The organism is Brevundimonas vesicularis, from assembly GCF_032067225.1.
Lineage (GTDB): Bacteria > Pseudomonadota > Alphaproteobacteria > Caulobacterales > Caulobacteraceae > Brevundimonas > Brevundimonas vesicularis_F.
On record NZ_DAMBJX010000007.1, the window covers coordinates 33,848 to 50,344 of the forward strand.

The 16,497-nt window shown below is 67.3% G+C and carries 14 protein-coding genes; 3 read left to right on the forward strand and 11 right to left on the reverse strand.

What is annotated here, in order from left to right; all coding sequences use genetic code 11:
* Positions 1-30 precede the first annotated feature (30 nt).
* Genes RT123_RS03040 through RT123_RS03070 form a run of 7 tightly spaced genes read right to left on the reverse strand, consistent with a single transcriptional unit; the run spans position 31 to position 9,140 of the window.
* Complete coding sequence (locus tag RT123_RS03040; RefSeq protein ID WP_313007788.1) at positions 31-945, reverse strand: DUF4232 domain-containing protein; 915 nt, start codon at positions 943-945, stop codon at positions 31-33.
* 52 nt (positions 946-997) lie between these two features.
* On the reverse strand, positions 998-1,420 hold the full coding sequence (gene mce, locus RT123_RS03045) for a methylmalonyl-CoA epimerase (protein ID WP_313007790.1): 423 nt from the start codon (positions 1,418-1,420) through the stop codon (positions 998-1,000).
* Positions 1,417-3,576 (reverse strand): methylmalonyl-CoA mutase, encoded by a 2,160-nt coding sequence (gene scpA / locus RT123_RS03050; RefSeq protein WP_313007791.1) that lies wholly within the window; start codon positions 3,574-3,576, stop codon positions 1,417-1,419. Before scpA ends, mce begins: the two co-directional genes overlap by 4 nt.
* Entirely contained in the window at positions 3,573-4,955 is a 1,383-nt protein-coding gene (locus RT123_RS03055; RefSeq protein ID WP_313007792.1) for a methylmalonyl-CoA mutase family protein, read from the reverse strand. The genes scpA and RT123_RS03055 overlap by 4 nt, the downstream gene beginning before the upstream one ends.
* Positions 4,955-6,934, reverse strand: a complete 1,980-nt coding sequence (locus RT123_RS03060) for an acetyl/propionyl/methylcrotonyl-CoA carboxylase subunit alpha (RefSeq protein WP_313007793.1) — start codon at positions 6,932-6,934, stop codon at positions 4,955-4,957. The genes RT123_RS03055 and RT123_RS03060 overlap by 1 nt, the downstream gene beginning before the upstream one ends.
* Before the next feature lie 17 nt (positions 6,935-6,951).
* Positions 6,952-7,608, reverse strand: coding sequence for a hypothetical protein (locus RT123_RS03065; protein ID WP_313007795.1), 657 nt, complete (start codon positions 7,606-7,608; stop codon positions 6,952-6,954).
* Positions 7,605-9,140, reverse strand: coding sequence for an acyl-CoA carboxylase subunit beta (locus tag RT123_RS03070; RefSeq protein ID WP_137722102.1), 1,536 nt, complete (start codon positions 9,138-9,140; stop codon positions 7,605-7,607). The genes RT123_RS03065 and RT123_RS03070 overlap by 4 nt, the downstream gene beginning before the upstream one ends.
* On the opposite strand from RT123_RS03070, the gene RT123_RS03075 reads away from it, so the two are divergent.
* Genes RT123_RS03075 through RT123_RS03085 form a run of 3 tightly spaced genes read left to right on the forward strand, consistent with a single transcriptional unit; the run spans position 9,139 to position 11,750 of the window.
* Entirely contained in the window at positions 9,139-9,276 is a 138-nt protein-coding gene (locus tag RT123_RS03075) for a hypothetical protein (protein ID WP_153923009.1), read from the forward strand. The genes RT123_RS03070 and RT123_RS03075 overlap by 2 nt on opposite strands.
* Positions 9,269-10,705, forward strand: coding sequence for a short-chain fatty acyl-CoA regulator family protein (locus tag RT123_RS03080; protein WP_313007797.1), 1,437 nt, complete (start codon positions 9,269-9,271; stop codon positions 10,703-10,705). The genes RT123_RS03075 and RT123_RS03080 overlap by 8 nt, the downstream gene beginning before the upstream one ends.
* 7 nt (positions 10,706-10,712) lie before the next feature.
* Positions 10,713-11,750 carry an oxidoreductase gene (locus RT123_RS03085; RefSeq protein ID WP_313007798.1) on the forward strand — a complete coding sequence of 346 codons (1,038 nt, stop codon included), beginning with the start codon at positions 10,713-10,715 and terminating at the stop codon, positions 11,748-11,750.
* On the opposite strand, the gene pyk is transcribed toward RT123_RS03085, so the two are convergent.
* From pyk to RT123_RS03105, 4 genes are all read right to left on the reverse strand, one after another.
* Positions 11,747-13,192, reverse strand: a complete 1,446-nt coding sequence (gene pyk / locus RT123_RS03090) for a pyruvate kinase (RefSeq protein ID WP_055753148.1) — start codon at positions 13,190-13,192, stop codon at positions 11,747-11,749. The two genes, RT123_RS03085 and pyk, sit on opposite strands and share 4 nt — an antisense overlap.
* Before the next feature lie 136 nt (positions 13,193-13,328).
* Positions 13,329-15,032, reverse strand: a complete 1,704-nt coding sequence (locus RT123_RS03095; RefSeq protein WP_313007799.1) for an alkaline phosphatase family protein — start codon at positions 15,030-15,032, stop codon at positions 13,329-13,331.
* A 72-nt stretch (positions 15,033-15,104) separates the two neighbouring features.
* Positions 15,105-16,049 (reverse strand): DUF808 domain-containing protein, encoded by a 945-nt coding sequence (locus RT123_RS03100; protein WP_313007800.1) that lies wholly within the window; start codon positions 16,047-16,049, stop codon positions 15,105-15,107.
* Positions 16,050-16,051: 2 nt separating this feature from the next.
* The coding region (locus RT123_RS03105; RefSeq protein ID WP_313007801.1) for an aminotransferase class I/II-fold pyridoxal phosphate-dependent enzyme at positions 16,052-16,497 on the reverse strand (446 nt) is incomplete at its 5' end.

Sequence of the window (16,497 nt, forward strand, 5' to 3'; positions counted from 1 at the left end):
ACGCCGATTTTCGATCGGTTTCCACCCGCCTCAGGTCGCCGGCGCCGGGTTGGCCTCGGCCCGGATCGGACTGACGCGGATGCGGCCGCCGCAGGGGCTGAACGAGAACGGCAGGCTGACGGCGGCGGTATCGCTGGGCGCCGTGACCTTTATCGTGGCCGCGTCGGGACACGTCTTTTGCATGGCTTTGTTGGGCACGACGCTCCAGGCCATTTCGAAATAGGCCTTGGCGCGGGGCGCCAGTTGGACCGGCGTGGGGGCCTGGCCTTGGCGGAAATAGCTTCCTGGGCTCTGTTCGGCGCGTATGGACGACAGGGTGCGTCCGCGCGCGTCCTGCAAGGTCACTGTCGGATAGCCGGTCAGGCTGCAGGCCTGGCTTCCGATATTCTGAAGACTGAAGTTGGTGACCCGATTTCCGGCGCCCGCATCCCCGTCGCCCGCCGCCAGCGTCAGTTGCGGCCCCTTGCAGGGCAGCGCAGCGGGCAAGACCCCGCCGGTCGCCTCGGTCGGCGTCTGACCTGGCGTCGGCAGCGGTCCGGGCGTCGCATCCGCCCCGGGGATCGGCCGCGAGCAGCGCTCCAGCACCGCGACACCTGTGGTGCCGTCCGGACCCAGTCGGCTCAGCGTGCCGCTCTCCTGTCCATCACGCGTCGCCGTCCACCATTCCACCCCGCCGCCGACATAGCGCGCGCCGCTGGCGGCCTGCACCGAACGCAAGGCATAGTTCTGGTTCTGATGGGTCAGCCTGGCGTTGTCGCTGTCGACATACTGGACCTGAAGCGTCGCGCCGCTTTCGCAGGCATAACCGATCGAGGGCGCATCGGATGCAGGCGCGGCCGACGGTTCGACCGGGGCGGCGGGCTGTTCCGGCTCGGTGCGAGAGCAGGCTGCGGCGCCGGTCAGGGCGGCGATGGCGACGAATGCGGTCAGGCGGTGCGACATCATGTCATGTCCTCTGGTTTCGGCTTCAACGGCCCAACCTGACCAAAGGCTCCGCTTAATGCCCCGCTTTTGGCGTCTCCATCAGCTCGATCAATACGCCGCCCATGTCACGCGGATGCAGGAAGACGACCGGCGTCCCGTGCGCCCCGATGCGCGGCTCGCCCGTGCCCAGGATTGTCACGCCCTTGGCCCGCATCTCGGCGACGGCGGCATGGATGTCCACGACCTCGAAACAGACGTGGTGCTGGCCGCCTTTCGGGTTCTTGGCCAGGAAGCCGACGATGGGACTGGTGTCGTCATAGGGTTGGATCAGCTCGATCTGAGCCGTCGGCGTATCGACGAAACAGACCTTCACCCCCTGCGCCGGCAGGTCGAACGGCTCGCCGATCTTCGTCGCGCCCAGAATGTCGCGATATAGTTTGATCGAGTCCGCGATGGACGGCGTGGCGACGCCGACGTGGTTCAGGGCGCCGATCATGGTTTGTCCTTTGCGGCGGCAGGCTGGGCGTAACCCAGACGCTGGTTCAGCTTCTCGATCAGGTCGACGGCCGTATCGGCGATGGCCGAACCGGGCGGATAAACGGCGGCCGCTCCCATATCGAGCAGGGGTTGGACGTCGGACGGCGGGATCACGCCGCCGACCACGATCATGATGTCGGGCCGGCCCAGTTTCTCCAACTCGGCCTTCAACTCGGGCACCAGCGTCAGGTGCCCGGCCGCCAGCGACGATGCCCCGACCGCGTGAACGCCCTTCTCGACCGCTTCTTGAGCCGCCTCGGACGGCGTCTGGAACAGGCTGCCCGCCGTGACGTCGAAGCCCAGATCGCCGTATCCGGTCGCGACCACCTTCTGGCCCCGGTCGTGCCCGTCCTGGCCCAGTTTGGCGATCAGGATGCGCGGCGGCCCGCCGTCATTCTCGACGAAGGTCGCGACCATCTCGCGGGCGCGGGCGAAGCGGGCGTCGGTCCCCGCCTCCTTGGCGTATACGCCCGAAACGGTCTGGACCGTGGCCACGTGGCGGCCGAAGGCGGCCTCCAGCGCGTCGGAGATTTCACCCACCGTCGCCTTGGCGCGGGCGGCCTGAACCGCCAGTTCCAGCAGGTTGGCGGTCCCGCGCGCGCCCTCGGTCAGCGCGTTCAGCGCCGCATCGGTCGCCGCCTGGTCCCGCTCGGCGCGCAGGCGCTTCAGCTTGTCGATCTGGGCGGCCAGCACCGCCGCATTGTCGACCTTCAGCATCGGAATGTCGTCGACGACGGGGTTCAGATATTTGTTCACCCCGACCACCGTTTGCTGGCCAGTGTCGATCCGGGCCTGGGTCTTGGCGGCGGACTCCTCGATCCGCAGCTTGGGAATGCCGGCTTCGATCGCCTTGGCCATGCCGCCCAGGGCCTCGACCTCGGCCATATGGGCGCGCGCTCGTTCGGCCAGTTCGTGGGTCAGCCGCTCGACATAGAAGCTGCCGCCCCAGGGATCGATGACCCGCGTCAGCCCCGTTTCCTGCTGCAACAGGATCTGGGTGTTGCGCGCGATCCGGGCCGAAAAGTCGGTGGGCAGGGCCAGGGCCTCGTCCAGCGCATTGGTGTGCAGGCTCTGCGTCTGGCCGCCCGCCGCCGCCATGGCCTCGACCATGGTGCGGGGCACATTGTTGAACACGTCCTGCGCGGCGAGGCTCCACCCCGAGGTCTGGCAGTGGGCGCGTAAGGACAGCGACTTGGGATCGACCCCGCCCTCTTTCCTGACCGCCTCGGCCCACAGCAGGCGGCCGGCCCGCATCTTGGCCACCTCCATGAAATAGTTCATGCCGATCGCCCAGAAGAAGCTCAGGCGCGGCGCGAACCGGTCGATCGGCATCCCCGCCGCGACGCCCGCGCGCAGATACTCGATCCCGTCCGCCAGGGTGTAGGCCAGCTCGATATCCGCCGAGGCTCCCGCCTCCTGCATGTGGTAGCCGCTGATGGAGATCGAGTTGAACTTCGGCGTCTCCTGCGCCGTCCAGGCGAAGATGTCCGCGATGATCCGCATCGAGGGCTCGGGCGGATAGATGTAGGTGTTGCGAACCATGAACTCCTTCAGAATGTCGTTCTGAATGGTCCCGGTCAGCTTGGCGTGCGGCACGCCCTGTTCTTCCGCCGCGACGACATAGAGAGCCAGGATCGGCAGCACCGCCCCGTTCATCGTCATCGACACCGACATCTGGTCCAGCGGAATCCCGTCGAACAGGGTCCGCATGTCGTAGATGCTGTCGATGGCCACGCCCGCCATGCCGACGTCGCCCTTCACCCGGAGGTGGTCCGAGTCATAGCCCCGGTGCGTCGCCAGGTCGAAGGCGATGCTCAGCCCCTTCTGACCGGCCGCCAAGTTGCGGCGATAGAAGGCGTTGGACTCCTCGGCGGTCGAGAAGCCGGCGTATTGCCGGATGGTCCACGGATTGCCCGCATACATGGTCGGATACGGACCGCGCACGAACGGCGCGAACCCCGGCAGGCCGTGCGGGTGATCCAGCGCGTCCGTGCTGTCGGGACCATATGCGGTCTCGACCGTCAGCCCCTCGGGCGTCAGCCAAGGATCGCGCGTCGGCCCCTGCCCGGTCGCATCGAGGTTCAGGGCGATCTTGCTGAAGTCGGGGAAAGTCATTGAGCCGCCTCCTCGAAGGCTGCGGCAAACCGGATCGGCGTTAGTGGCTCGCAGACCCGTTCGACCGCCACGGCCGCCTCATCGCCCGCCTCGACCGGCGCCGGCCGCACGTCCGCATCGACATATTTGGTCACGCCGATGATCTGCGCCGCGCCGTTCGTCAGCGCGGCCTCGCGGACCGCGCGGGCGCGGGCGATGCGGGGCTGGATGACCGAACCCTTCAGGGCTTCGACCAGACCGCCCTCGGCCTCGATCATCTGGAACTCGGCCCAGCCGGCCTCCGCCAGGTCCCGCGTCCGGGCGTCCAGATACCAGGAGCCAGCGGCCGGATCGTCGACCCGGCCCAGATTGGCCTCCTCCATCAACACCAGTTGGGTGTTCCGCGCCTGTCGCCGCGCAAAGGCGTCTGACGTTCCGGAGGCGCGGGTGAAGCCATCCAGCACCACCACGTCCGCTCCGCCGACCGCACCGGCGAAGCCCGCCGCCGTCAGCCGCAGCAGATTGGGCCAGGGATCGCGCGCCGACAGCATCCGCCGCGACGAGCGCGCTTCGATAACCGCCGGAACCTCCACGTCGAACGCTTTCGTCAGGCTGGCCCAGATCAGCCGCATGGCCCGAACCTTGGCCAGGCTGTCAAAGTATTCCGCATCGACCGACAGGCCGACGACGGTGCCGCGCAAAGCCGCCTCGACCGACATCCCGGCCTCCACCGCCGCCTTCGCATGGGCCACGACGCTGGACGCCGCAAAGGCCAGCTCCTGCGCCGCCGATCCACCCGCCTCGTGTGCGACCCGGCCGCTGGCCAGGAAGAAGGTCGCGTCGGGATAGGCGCCCGCATGACGCGCCGCCGTATTGGCCGCCAGGCTCAGATGCTCTTCCACAGAACGCGGCGCCCCGCCCGCCTCGGCGAAGGCCGAGACCGGGTCCATATGAAATCGCAGCTGGGCGCGCGGCGAGCCCTTGGCGACGACCGCCAGCGCATTGGCCGCATCCGGCCCGTCGATACCGGCGTCCAGCGCGACGGGCGCCAGTTCCAGCGCCACGCCTTCCAGCGCCCGGCCTAACGGCGCGGAATCCGACAGCACCCGCCCCTTCAGTACCACCGAGGCCGCGCCGTTCTCCAGATCGGTCAGGACGGCGGCGTTGACCGCCTCGGCATCGTCGCCCTCCACCAGCGTCCGCAGATCCCAGGCCCGACCTTCGGAGTCGGACGGGCGCGGGGCGAAGATCGGCTGCACGCCCGTCGCGCCCGCGTACAGCGGCCGTGTCACCAGTTGATCGGCGTCGAGATGCATCAGGGACTCGATCGGCCGATCCTTCAGCGCCTTCTGGGCCGCCTCGCGCCATTCCAGCGGCGTGGGCGCGGGAAAGCCCGTCATCACCCGAACTCCACCAGCACGTCGTCCGCCGCCACGGGATCGCCGTCCTTGGCGCCGACGGCCTTCACCACACCGTCGCGCTCGGCCTTCAGGATGTTCTGCATCTTCATGGCCTCGATGATGGCCACCGTCTCGCCGGTCTTGACCTCCTGGCCCACGACCACCGGGATCGAGACCACCAGACCCGGCATCGGCGACAGCACCATCTTGGAGGTGTCCGCCGCGACCTTCTCCGGCAGACGCGCATACAGTTCGGCGACGTGGGGCCGCAGCACCCGCACCCGCGCCCTGGCCGCACGGTGGCGGATGTCGAAGCCGTCGGCGACGCGTTTGACCTCGGCGGTGAAGGGCTCGCCGTCCAGATCGGCCTTGAACTGTGCCAGACCCGGCCGCCAGTCGATGTCCGACAGGCGGATGTCGCCCCCGCCCGTCAGGGTCAGGATCATCTCCTCGTCCTCGTCATAGGACAGTCCGACGCCGTGCGGCGTCTTGTCGATCATCACGATCCAGTCAGTGCGATCCGACGGGTCGCCGTCCTGTTCGGCGATGACCTCGTGCATGGCCAGCGCCGAGGCGATCAGGATGCGTTCCTGGTCCTGCGTCGGTTTCAGGCCGTGGAAGCCGTCCGGGAACTCGTCCTTGATATAGCTGGTCGACAGATTGCCCGACTTGAACCGGTCCTGGTCCATCACTGCCGCCAGGAAAGGCACATTGTGACCCAGCCCCGACAGGTGGGTGTCCTCCAGCGCGCGGGCCATACCCTCGACCGCCGCCTCGCGCGTCTCGCCCCAGGCGCACAGTTTGGCGATCATGGGATCGTAGAACATGCTGATCTCGTCGCCCTCGCGGACGCCGGAATCGTTCCTGACCGTATAGTCCCCCTGATCGCCCTCTTCCGGCTGCTCGTATCGGACCAGCCGCCCGATCGAGGGCAGGAAGCCGCGATACGGATCCTCGGCGTATATGCGGCTCTCGATGGCCCAGCCGTCGATCTTCAGGTCCTTCTGCTCGAAGGCCAGCGCCTCGCCCCAGGCCGAACGGATCATCTGTTCGACCAGATCGACGCCCGTGATCAGCTCCGTCACCGGATGCTCGACCTGCAGCCGGGTGTTCATCTCCAGGAAGTAGAAGCTCTTGTCCTGACCGGCGACGAACTCGACCGTGCCGGCCGAGTCATAGTTCACCACCTGGGCCAGGGCGACGGCCTGCGCCCCCATGGCGGCGCGGGTGGCCTCGTCCAGCAAGGGGCTGGGCGCCTCCTCGATGACCTTCTGGTTGCGGCGCTGGATCGAGCATTCGCGCTCGAACAGATGGACCACATGGCCGTGCTTGTCGCCCAGCACCTGGATCTCGATATGGCGCGGATCGACGATGAACTTCTCCAGGAAGACCCGGTCGTCGCCGAAGGCGTTCAGCGCCTCGGCCTTCACCGCCGCAAACCCCTCGGCCATGTCGGCGTCCGAATGGGCCACCCGGATGCCCTTGCCGCCGCCGCCGGCCGAGGCCTTGATCATGATCGGATAGCCGATCTGGTTGGCGATCCTGACCGCCTCGTCCGGCGTCTCGATCAGCCCCATATGGCCCGGCACGGTCGAGACCCCCGCCTCGGCCGCCAGCTTCTTGGAGCTGATCTTGTCGCCCATGGCCTCGATGGCCTCGGGGTTCGGGCCGATGAAGGCGATCCCCTCGTCCCTCAGCCGCCGCGCGAACCCGGCGTTCTCGCTCAGGAAGCCAAAGCCCGGATGCACGGCCTGCGCCCCCGTCTGGCGCACCGCCTCGACGATCTTGTCGGCCAGCAAGTAAGACTGCGCCGCCGGCGCCGGCCCGATCAGCACCGCCTCGTCGGCCATCTCGACTGCCAACGACCCGGCGTCGGCCTCCGAATAGACCTGCACCGTCTGGATGCCCATCTTGCGGCAGGTCTTGATGATCCGAACCGCGATCTCGCCCCGGTTGGCGATGAGAATTTTGGAGAACATGGGGCTTCCTACGGGCGTCAAACGCCCAGTTTGGGCGAAAGCGGAACAGCGTTTCCGCCGCTCCAAACATGATAAAGGCGGTCGGACCATAGAACCCTAACGTCGTTGAAGACGCTGCCAGCAACTTCGGTATCACCGAGAAGGTTTGCTTCGAGTTCGTCCGCCACCTCGTCGAAAACCATCAAATCGGTATTTAGATAGATGACTAGCCCGCACCCGTTGGTTCCGTAATTTCCAATCTTTTTGGCCTTCTTGTCTGCAGCATGGTGGAGTGCAGAGCGCGTCGATGAGACGTTGTCAGGTTGGTAGGTGCGCAGAACTTCTTCACCGGCGCTTTTGCGAACGCGATCTTCCCGATATTCGTCGTTACGACGTCGTCCAGGTTCGATCACCTCCGTGACTTCGTAAAACCTATCCACGGAGTCCGACATTTGGACCCCCAGGTCAGGACGATCATCAATCCATACAAGGGTAGCGCCGATAGCAGAGGCGAACCGGGCGGAGACATGAGCTTCTCGTGCCCACGTCATAGTATTGTCGGTTACAAAGTAATCGCCCATGGCCTCACTGAGATCGCCCACCAACTTGGTTAGGGATTTCGGTGACTGCCGCTGCGCCAATCGAGTTTTCCACTCCTCTTTGGACAGCGCAGTATTTGAGACGGTCCCCATCACAGCGGAATATTGTCGTGCTTCTTCCAGGGGTTCTCCTGGACCTTGTTCTTCAGCGTCCGCAGGGCCTTCACCAGCCGCCGCCGCGTACCGTGCGGCATGATGACGTCGTCGATATAGCCCAAGCCCGCCGCCACGAACGGATTGGCGAACCGGTCCTTGTACTCCGCCTCGCGCGCGGCCAGGGCCTCGGGATCGCCGGCCTCCTTGCGGAAGATGATCTCGACCGCCCCCTTGGCGCCCATGACCGCGATCTCGGCGGTGGGCCAGGCGTAGTTGACGTCGCCGCGCAGGTGTTTGGAGCTCATCACGTCATAGGCGCCGCCATAGGCCTTGCGCGTGATCAGGGTCAGTTTCGGCACAGTCGCCTCAGCATAGGCGAACAGCAGCTTGGCCCCGTGTTTGATCAGGGCGCCGTACTCCTGCTTGGTCCCCGGCATGAAGCCCGGCACGTCTACCAGCGTCACCAGCGGAATGTCGAAGGCGTCGCAGAAGCGCACGAAGCGCGCGGCCTTGCGGCTTGAATCGATGTCCAGCACGCCCGCCAGCACCTGGGGCTGGTTGGCGACGATCCCGACCGTCTGGCCGTCCAGCCGCCCGAAGCCGCAGATGATGTTCCTGGCGAAGTCGGCCCCGATCTCGAAGAAGTCGGCCTCGTCGACCACCTTCAGGATCAGCTCCTTCATGTCATAAGGCTGGTTCGGATTGGCCGGGATCAGGGTGTCCAGCGACGGCTCGTCCCGCTCGGGCTCGTCATAGCTCTCGCGCACCGGCGGCTTTTCACGGTTCGACAGCGGCAGGAAGCCGATCAGGCGGCGCACCTCCGATAGGGCCTCAAGGTCGTTCTCGAACGCCCCGTCCGCCACGCCCGACTTGCCGGCGTGAACGCGGGCGCCGCCCAGGTCCTCGTGGCTGACAACTTCGTTGGTGACCGTCTTCACCACGTCGGGTCCGGTCACGTACATGTAGCTCGTGTCCTTCACCATGAAGATGAAGTCGGTGATGGCGGGCGAATAGACGTCGCCGCCCGCGCACGGCCCCATGATCACGCTGATCTGGGGAATGACGCCGCTGGCAAGCGTATTCTGCAGGAAGATGTCGGCGTAACCGGCAAGGCTCTCGACCCCCTCTTGGATCCGCGCCCCGCCGGCGTCGAACAGGCCGATGATCGGCGCGCCGGTGGTCAGGGCCATCTTCTGCAGCTTGACGATCTTGGCCGCATGGGCGCCCGACAGCGATCCGCCGAAGACGGTGAAGTCCTTGGAGAAGACATAGACCAGCCGTCCGCCGATCGTGCCGCGACCCGTCACCACCCCGTCGCCGGGGATGCGCTGGTCCTGCATGCCGAAGTCGTGGCTGCGGTGCTCGACGAACATGTCGGTCTCCTCGAAGGAGCCCTCGTCCAGCAGCACGTCGATGCGTTCGCGCGCCGTCAGCTTGCCCTTGGCGTGCTGGGCGGCGATACGCTTTTCCCCACCGCCCAGTTTGGCGGCGGCGCGACGGCGCTCCAGTTCTTCAAGGATGGCTTGAGTCATGATGGATCTTCGCCTCTCGTTCAAAGAACGCGTGGCGCCTTCATCGCAAAATGGCAAACGCAACTTTGCAAAAAGTGTGGAACTGCGCGGGCTTGCAAAGGATGGCGATATGATCTGCAAAGTTGCGAATGGCTGAGAAGCTTTTCCTGGGCACCAAACTGCGCAAGCTCCGCGAGGCGCGCGGCTGGACGCTGGAGGCCTGCGCCGAGCGGCTGGGCCTGTCTCCGTCCTATCTGTCGCAGATCGAGACCAACCAGCGCCCGGCGACCGCGCGCGTCCTGATCGCCCTGACCCGCGCCTTTCACGTGGACGCCAGTCTGTTCGATCTAGAAGGGGACGCCCGCCTGATCGCCGACCTGCGCGAGGCCACCACCGACATCGCGGGCCCGATGATGGGTGAGGCCGAACCGCCCACGGCCGCAGAGCTGAAACAGGCTGTCGCCAACACCCCGCGTCTGGCCCGTCAATTCCTGGCCCTGCACCAGACCTTCCGCCGCCTGGACGAGCGTGTGAAGGCGTTGGACGACACCCTGGGCCGGGACGAACACGGCGCCAGTGTCGCCTTGCTGCCCTACGAAGAGGTGCGCGACTTCTTCCACTATCGCGACAACTATATCGACACGCTGGACACCGCGGCCGAGGCGCTGGCGGCGACCCTGGTGCAGGACGGCCAGATCGAGCGGGCGCTGGAGGCCGCGCTGAGCCAGGCGCACGGCGTCCGCGTCGCCTATGTCGCCGGCCAAGACGCGTTGCGTCGCTACGATCCCGCCAGCCGCGTCCTGACGCTGGACGCCTGGCAGCCCGGCGCGACGCGGTCGTTCCAGCTGGCGCACCAGCTGGCCCTGCTGTCCTTCCGCGACCTGATCGAGGCCGAGCTGGATCAGGCCGCCTTCCGCACCGACGCCGCGCGGGACGTGGCCCGCGTCGGCCTGGCCAACTACGCCGCGGGCGCCCTGCTCTTGCCCTACCGCGCCTTCCTGGAGGCCGCCCGCGAGGAGAAGCACGACATCGACCGGCTGCGCACCCGTTTCCAGGTCAGTTTCGAACAGGTCTGCCACCGGCTCTCGACCCTGCAAAGACCCGGCTGGCGCGGCGTGCCCTTCTATTTCGCCCGCGTGGACATGGCCGGCAACATCACCAAGCGGCACAGCGCCACCCGCTTCCAGTTCGCCCGCTTCGGCGGCGCCTGCCCGCTGTGGAACGTCCACGAAGCCTTCGCCGCGCCCGACCGGATCGGGGTGCAACTGGCCGAGATGCCCGACGGCTCGCGCTACATCTCCATCGCCCGCAGCGTGTCCAAGCCCAGCGGCTCCTATCTGGCCAACGACCGACGCTACGCTCTGTCGTTGGGATGCGAGGTCGAACATGCGGGCGCCCTTGTCTATGCCGCCGGCCTCGATCTGAACGGCCCGGCGGCCCGGATCGGCGTCAGCTGCCGCATCTGCGAGCGCACCGACTGCACCCAGCGCGCCTTCCCGCCCCTGGACCGGACCCTGCACGTGCCGGAGAACGAGCGCGGTGTCGTGCCCTATGTGCTGGATGGCCCCCGCCCGGACCGCTATTGATCGGGGCATGACCTCACACGCACCCATCGCCGTCGCCGTCGTCGGCTACGGCCTGGCGGGCCAGACCTTCCATGCCCCGCTGATCAAGGCGACGCCCGGCCTGACATTGACCGCTGTCGTCTCGTCCCGCCCTGAAGCGGTCCACGCCGACCTGCCGGAGGTCGAGGTCCTGCCCGATCTGGACACAGCCATCGCCCGCGGCGACATCGGCCTGATCGTCGTCGCCACCCCCGACGCCCTGCACGCCGAACAGTCGATCGCCGCGCTGAGGGCCGGCAAGTCGGTGGTGGTGGACAAACCCTTCGCCGCCACTCTGGCTGACGCCGAGGCGGTCGCCGCCGTCGCGGCCGCATCGCCTGGCGTGTTCAGCGTCTTCCAGAACCGCCGCTGGGACGCCGACTTCCTGACTCTGCGCCGCCTGATCGACTGTGGCGAACTGGGCGACGTCGCCGTGTTCGAAAGCCACTACGATCGCTTTCGTCCGACCGTCACGGACCGTTGGAAGGACAAGCGCGACGGCGGGGTCTGGGCCGACCTGGGCCCGCACCTGATCGACCAGGCGGTGCAGTTGTTCGGCGCTCCGCTGGCCATCTATGCCGACCTTCAGGCCCAGCGTGTCGGCGCCACGGCCATCGACTACGCCCACGTCCTGCTGCGCTACGACCGGCTGCGCGTCATCCTGAACATGAGCCACCTCGCCGCCGAGGCCAGCCTCCGCTACGCCGTCCACGGCACGGGCGGCAGCTTCATCAAACACGGCCTCGACGCTCAGGAAGGGCAGTCCAAGGCCGGCCTGCGTCCCGGCGACGCGGATTGGGGCCTCGATCCTTCGCGCGGCGTGCTGACCAAACAGACGGACGGCGAAACGGTCCGCACCACGCCGACGCCCGAACGCGGCGACTATCCCGCCTTCTACGCCGCCATGCGCGAGGCGATCCTTGGCAAGGGCCCGCCGCCCGTACCGGCCGACCAGGCCCTGATCGTCATGCGCATCCTCGACGCCGGTCTGCGCAGCGGGGCGGAGCGGCGCGAGATCGCTCTCTAGCTCTTCTTGCGGCCCTTCGACGTCGCTGCAGGCGCGTGGGCCAATCGCAGCAGGTTGGCCGCGCCCGGCGCCCCGAACGGCGTGCCCGCCAAAATCAGGATGCGCTGGCCCGGCTCGGCCAAACCATATTTGACCGCGCTGTTGACGGCGTCGTCCGTCACGGCCTCCAGCGAGTCCGGCTGCTCGCCCAGACGCGGCTCCAGCCCCCAGACCAGGGCCAGTCGGCGCGCGGTGTTGGGATTGGGCGTCAGCACCAGGATCGGCTTCAACGGCCGCTCGCGCGCCATCCGCCGCGCCGTGCCGCCCAGGGTCGTGAACACCACCAGACAGCCGGTCGAGGGCGCATTCGCCGCCATCCGCGCCGCCCCGACTAGGGCGTCCACATCGTGCTCGTCCATGCCGGCGTGTTCGGCGCCCATCAGGCTGGGCCACATCGGATCGCGTTCGACCCGCTCGATGATCCGGCTCATGATGCCCACGGATTCCAGCGGATAGTCGCCCGACGCCGTCTCGGCCGACAGCATCAGGGCGTCCGCACCCTCATAGACCGCATTGGCCACATCGGTCGCCTCGGCGCGGGTCGGGGCCGGGGCGCTGGTCATAGATTCCAGCATCTGGGTGGCGACGATCACAGGCACGCCGCGATTGCGGGCCGCGCGCACGATCTGCTTTTGCGCCACCGGCACGTCCTCGGGATCCAGCTCGACGCCCAGATCGCCGCGCGCCACCATCACCCCGTCGCAATAGTCGAGGATGGCTTCGAGATCGGCCAGGGCCGCCGGCTTCTCGATCTTGGCGAGGCAGGCCGCCTGACCATTCACGATCCGCTTCAGCTCGGCCATGTCCTCGGGCTTCTGCACGAAGCTGAGCGCCACCCAATCCACGCCCATCCGTAGGGCGAAGGCCAGGTCCTCACGGTCCTTGGGCGTCAGGGCCGAGACCGGGATCACCGCCTCCGGCACCGCCACGCCCTTGCGGTCCGACAGCTTCGAGCCGCTCTCGACCGTCACATCGGCCCACTCGTCGGTCCGCTCGCCTACACGCAGCCGCACCCGGCCGTCGTCCAGAAGCAGCAGCATGCCTTTGCGCAGCGCCTTGAAGATTTCGGGATGCGGCATCTGCACCCGCGTCTCGTCGCCGGGCGTCGGGTCCAGATCGAAACGCATGGTGTGGCCCGGCTTGACCGAGATCTCGACGTCCTTGAACCGGCCCAAACGCAGCTTCGGCCCTTGAAGGTCGGCCAACACGCCCAGCGGACGCTGCAACGCCATTTCGGCGCCGCGCACCGCCTTCAACGCGGCGGCGTGATCCTCATGCGACCCGTGGCTGAAGTTCAGGCGAAAGACATCCACCCCCGCCTGGGCCAGCGCCTTGACGGTGCTGGGCGCACGGCTGGCGGGTCCCAGGGTGGCGACGATGCGCGCGCGACGGGCTCGGTTCATGACGTTTCCTGTTGGCTCTCTCGGACGGCAAAACGGGGCCGCCTGGGCGATTTCGCCCTCTTCTGCCAACGAAACCTGCGCTGCGTAAGGCCGCCTTCCCCTCAGGAAACATGAGTTGACGGCCGGAAACAGGAGTTTATCTGGCCGCCGCCCCGCAAGTCGCAACGGCGAACCCGTTCAGATCGATGCACCGGCCCTCCACCTGCGGCGCGGGGACGCCGATCACATGGGCGAGGGTCGGGGCGATATCGACGGTCCGGATCGGCAGAAACCGCTCCTCGGCCTTGGCGCCTGGCCACCAGAAGATGATCGGCACGCGCCGGTCATATTCCCACGGCGTGCCGTGTCCGGCCAGGGTCGAGCCGACGCGGCCGCCCGAGGTGGTGTTCTGGGTCCAGGCGAACTGGATGTCGGGCGATCGCTCGGCGACGGTCGACAGTCGCATCCGCTCGCGCACCGTCATCATCTCGGGCTGCCGGCTATCCGGCAGAGGCTCGGCCAGCAGCCGGTCGCGCGTCTCGGCGAAGGCCACTTCAGGCAGGGCGCGCAGCATCTCGACCGCCGCCTCCGCCACCTGTGTCCGCAACGGATCGGGCAGCGACCTGTGATCCGCATCGGCGACCATCCAGCCGCTTCCGCCGGACTGCAGCGGATCGGCACCCAGGTTAAAGCGCGCCTTCAGCGCGGCGTTGACGCCCTTGATCGCATCGGTATCGGCGCGGTGCGCCTGCGGATAGCCATGCTCATGCAGGCGCTCGACGAAGTCCGAACCGCCGTGATCCGCCGTCAAAACCACCAGCGCGCCGCCCGGAACCTCGGCCAGCTTATCCAGGAAGGCGCCCAGCGCCGTATCCAGCCGGTGCATCTGCTCGCACATCTCCGGCCCTTGGGTGCCGTACATATGGCCGATCCGGTCGGTGGCCGACAGGCTGACGCCCAGCATGTCGGTCGCCGTCCCCTGCCCCAGCTTCTGGCTGTCCAGCAGATATTCCGCCGCCTTCAGCGTCTGCTCGTCCAGCAATGGCGAGGTGTCGAACTTCAGCCCCGCCGGCGGCAGCACCGAATGGAAGGTCTGGCCGCGAATGGTCCAGTCGCCCGCCAGCGCCCGGCAGTCCGCGTTCTGATAGTCCCAGGCTGTCGGCGTCGCCGCCGTCCAGGCGTTGAAGTCACGGTTGAACGCCGCAACCGGCGCCAGCTTTGTCTCGGCCGTCTGACCGGGCTCGACATAGGTCGTCAATCCAAACCCGTCAGTGAACCAGAAGGCCTGCCCCTGATGACCGGCCAGATTGATCGCCCCGCGATCCTTGCCCGACACCGCCATGACCTTGCTGTCCGGGCTGACGGCCTTCAGCCAGTCGCCCAGCGTCGTCGCGCGCAGCTGATCCGGTCCCACTGGCCCGTTGTCGGTGTCGTCGCGCCCGTGCGCCAGATGGTTCTGCGGCGCGGCCAGGCAATAGACCTCCTTGCCGGTCTTGCCGTCGATCCAATCGTTGGCGGGAATGCCGGTCTCGGCCGGATGCATGCCGGTCAGAACCGTGGAGTGGCCGGGGCAGGTCTCGGTCAGACCGTGGGTCTGATAGCCGTTGATCGACACCAGTCCCTGGTCGGCCAACCGGCGCAGGCCGCCGCTGTAGCGGCTGCGATACTGGTTGAAGAGGTTGGCGCTGAACTGATCGACCACGATGGTCACGATCAGTTTGGGCGGCGTAAGGGCCGCGAGCGACGACTGCGGCGCAGCGGCCTGAACCGCCGGCTGGGCGACCGGCGCGCCCGCACAGGCGGCGCCAGCGATCGACAAGACGGCCAGACACGCGGCGGCGACGTGACGCGACAGGGACATGAACAACTCCAACAACAGCCGTGCGGCCTCTAGCTGTTGCGGATGGCGCCCGCGTGACAGCCCGGCTCGCTCCTAGTGCGATTCCCTGGAGCGCAGGCGCGCGACCTGATGCAGGACCAGCACCACCACCCCGCCGACGATCAGCCCGATCACGGCCGAGGCCACCGCCGTCGTCAGCCAGCTCATCACGCCGGCCAACGGCCCGAACAGTTCGCCGACGGCATGCGACAGATGCTCGACCGGTACCGCCGGCCAGTGCAGCCCCAGCGTATGGGAACCATGCAGCAGAATGCCGCCGCCGACCCACAGCATGGCCGCCGTGCCGATCGCCGACAGGGCGCTCATCACCATCGGCATGCCCTTGACCAGACCCCGCCCCAAAGCGCGCACCCCGCCATTGGGCCGTTGAGCCAGATGCAGGCCGATGTCGTCCATCTTCACGATCAGGCCGACCGCGCCATAGACGACCACGGTCATGGCGATGCCGACCACAGCCAGCACAGCGGCCTGGGTCAGGATCGGCTGCGCCGCCACATCGGCCAGGGCGATGGCCATGATCTCGGCAGACAGGATCAGGTCAGTGCGCACCGCGCCAGACACCGTCGTCTTCTCCAGCGCCGCCGCGTCGCGCGCGACCGGCGCGGCATCCTCATGCCCGCCATGCCCCATCGCCTCCAGCAGCTTTTCTGCCCCCTCGAAACACAGATAGGTGCCGCCGCACATCAGGATCGGCGTGATGGCCCAGGGCGCGAAGGCGCTGAGCACCAGTGCCACCGGCAGGATGAAGATCAGCTTGTTGCGAAACGACCCGAGCGCAATCTTGCTGATGATCGGCAGTTCGCGGCTGGGCGACAGGCCCATGACATAGCGCGGCGTCACCGCCGCATCGTCCACCACCACGCCGGCGGCCTTGGTCGAGGCCTTGCCAGCTGCCGCTCCCACGTCATCCAGCGACGCGGCCGCCAGCTTTGCGATGCCGGCGACGTCGTCCAGCAGCGCGATCAGTCCAGACGGCATAGTCAGTCTTCCCGGCTGGGCGGCACATTGACGCCCTGCGATTTCAGATAGGATTTGATGTTGCGCGCGGCCTGGCGGATGCGCTGTTCGTTCTCGACCATGGCGATGCGCACGAAGCCCTCGCCGTTCTCGCCATAGCCCACGCCCGCCGCCACCGCGACCTTTGCGTGGGTCAGCAACTGCTTGGAAAACTCCAGACTGCCCAAATGCTTCAGCGCCGGCGGCAAGGGCGCCCAGGCGAACATGGACGCGGCCGGCTTGGGAATGTCCCAACCCGCACGGCCGAAACTCTCGACTAGCACATCGCGCCGGCGGTGATAGAGTTTGCGGTTCTGCTCGACGATGTCCTGCGGCCCGTTGAGCGCGGCGCACGCCGCCGCCTGGATCGGCGTGAAGGCGCCGTAGTCGAGGTAGGATTTCACCCGCGTCATCGCCGCGATCAGCTTCT

Excerpts from the sequence above, each read along its gene's own strand:
- RT123_RS03095 (WP_313007799.1), bottom strand. The coding sequence starts at position 15,032 with ATGTCCCTGTCGCGTCACGTCGCCGCCGCGTGTCTGGCCGTCTTGTCG.
- RT123_RS03070 (WP_137722102.1), bottom strand. The coding sequence starts at position 9,140 with ATGACTCAAGCCATCCTTGAAGAACTGGAGCGCCGTCGCGCCGCCGCC.
- mce (WP_313007790.1), bottom strand. The coding sequence starts at position 1,420 with ATGATCGGCGCCCTGAACCACGTCGGCGTCGCCACGCCGTCCATCGCG.
- RT123_RS03075 (WP_153923009.1), top strand. The coding sequence starts at position 9,139 with ATGATGGATCTTCGCCTCTCGTTCAAAGAACGCGTGGCGCCTTCATCG.
- RT123_RS03080 (WP_313007797.1), top strand. The coding sequence starts at position 9,269 with ATGGCTGAGAAGCTTTTCCTGGGCACCAAACTGCGCAAGCTCCGCGAG.
- scpA (WP_313007791.1), bottom strand. The coding sequence starts at position 3,576 with ATGACTTTCCCCGACTTCAGCAAGATCGCCCTGAACCTCGATGCGACC.
- RT123_RS03085 (WP_313007798.1), top strand. The coding sequence starts at position 10,713 with ATGACCTCACACGCACCCATCGCCGTCGCCGTCGTCGGCTACGGCCTG.
- RT123_RS03060 (WP_313007793.1), bottom strand. The coding sequence starts at position 6,934 with ATGTTCTCCAAAATTCTCATCGCCAACCGGGGCGAGATCGCGGTTCGG.
- RT123_RS03055 (WP_313007792.1), bottom strand. The coding sequence starts at position 4,955 with ATGACGGGCTTTCCCGCGCCCACGCCGCTGGAATGGCGCGAGGCGGCC.
- RT123_RS03040 (WP_313007788.1), bottom strand. The coding sequence starts at position 945 with ATGATGTCGCACCGCCTGACCGCATTCGTCGCCATCGCCGCCCTGACC.
- pyk (WP_055753148.1), bottom strand. The coding sequence starts at position 13,192 with ATGAACCGAGCCCGTCGCGCGCGCATCGTCGCCACCCTGGGACCCGCC.
- RT123_RS03100 (WP_313007800.1), bottom strand. The coding sequence starts at position 16,049 with ATGCCGTCTGGACTGATCGCGCTGCTGGACGACGTCGCCGGCATCGCA.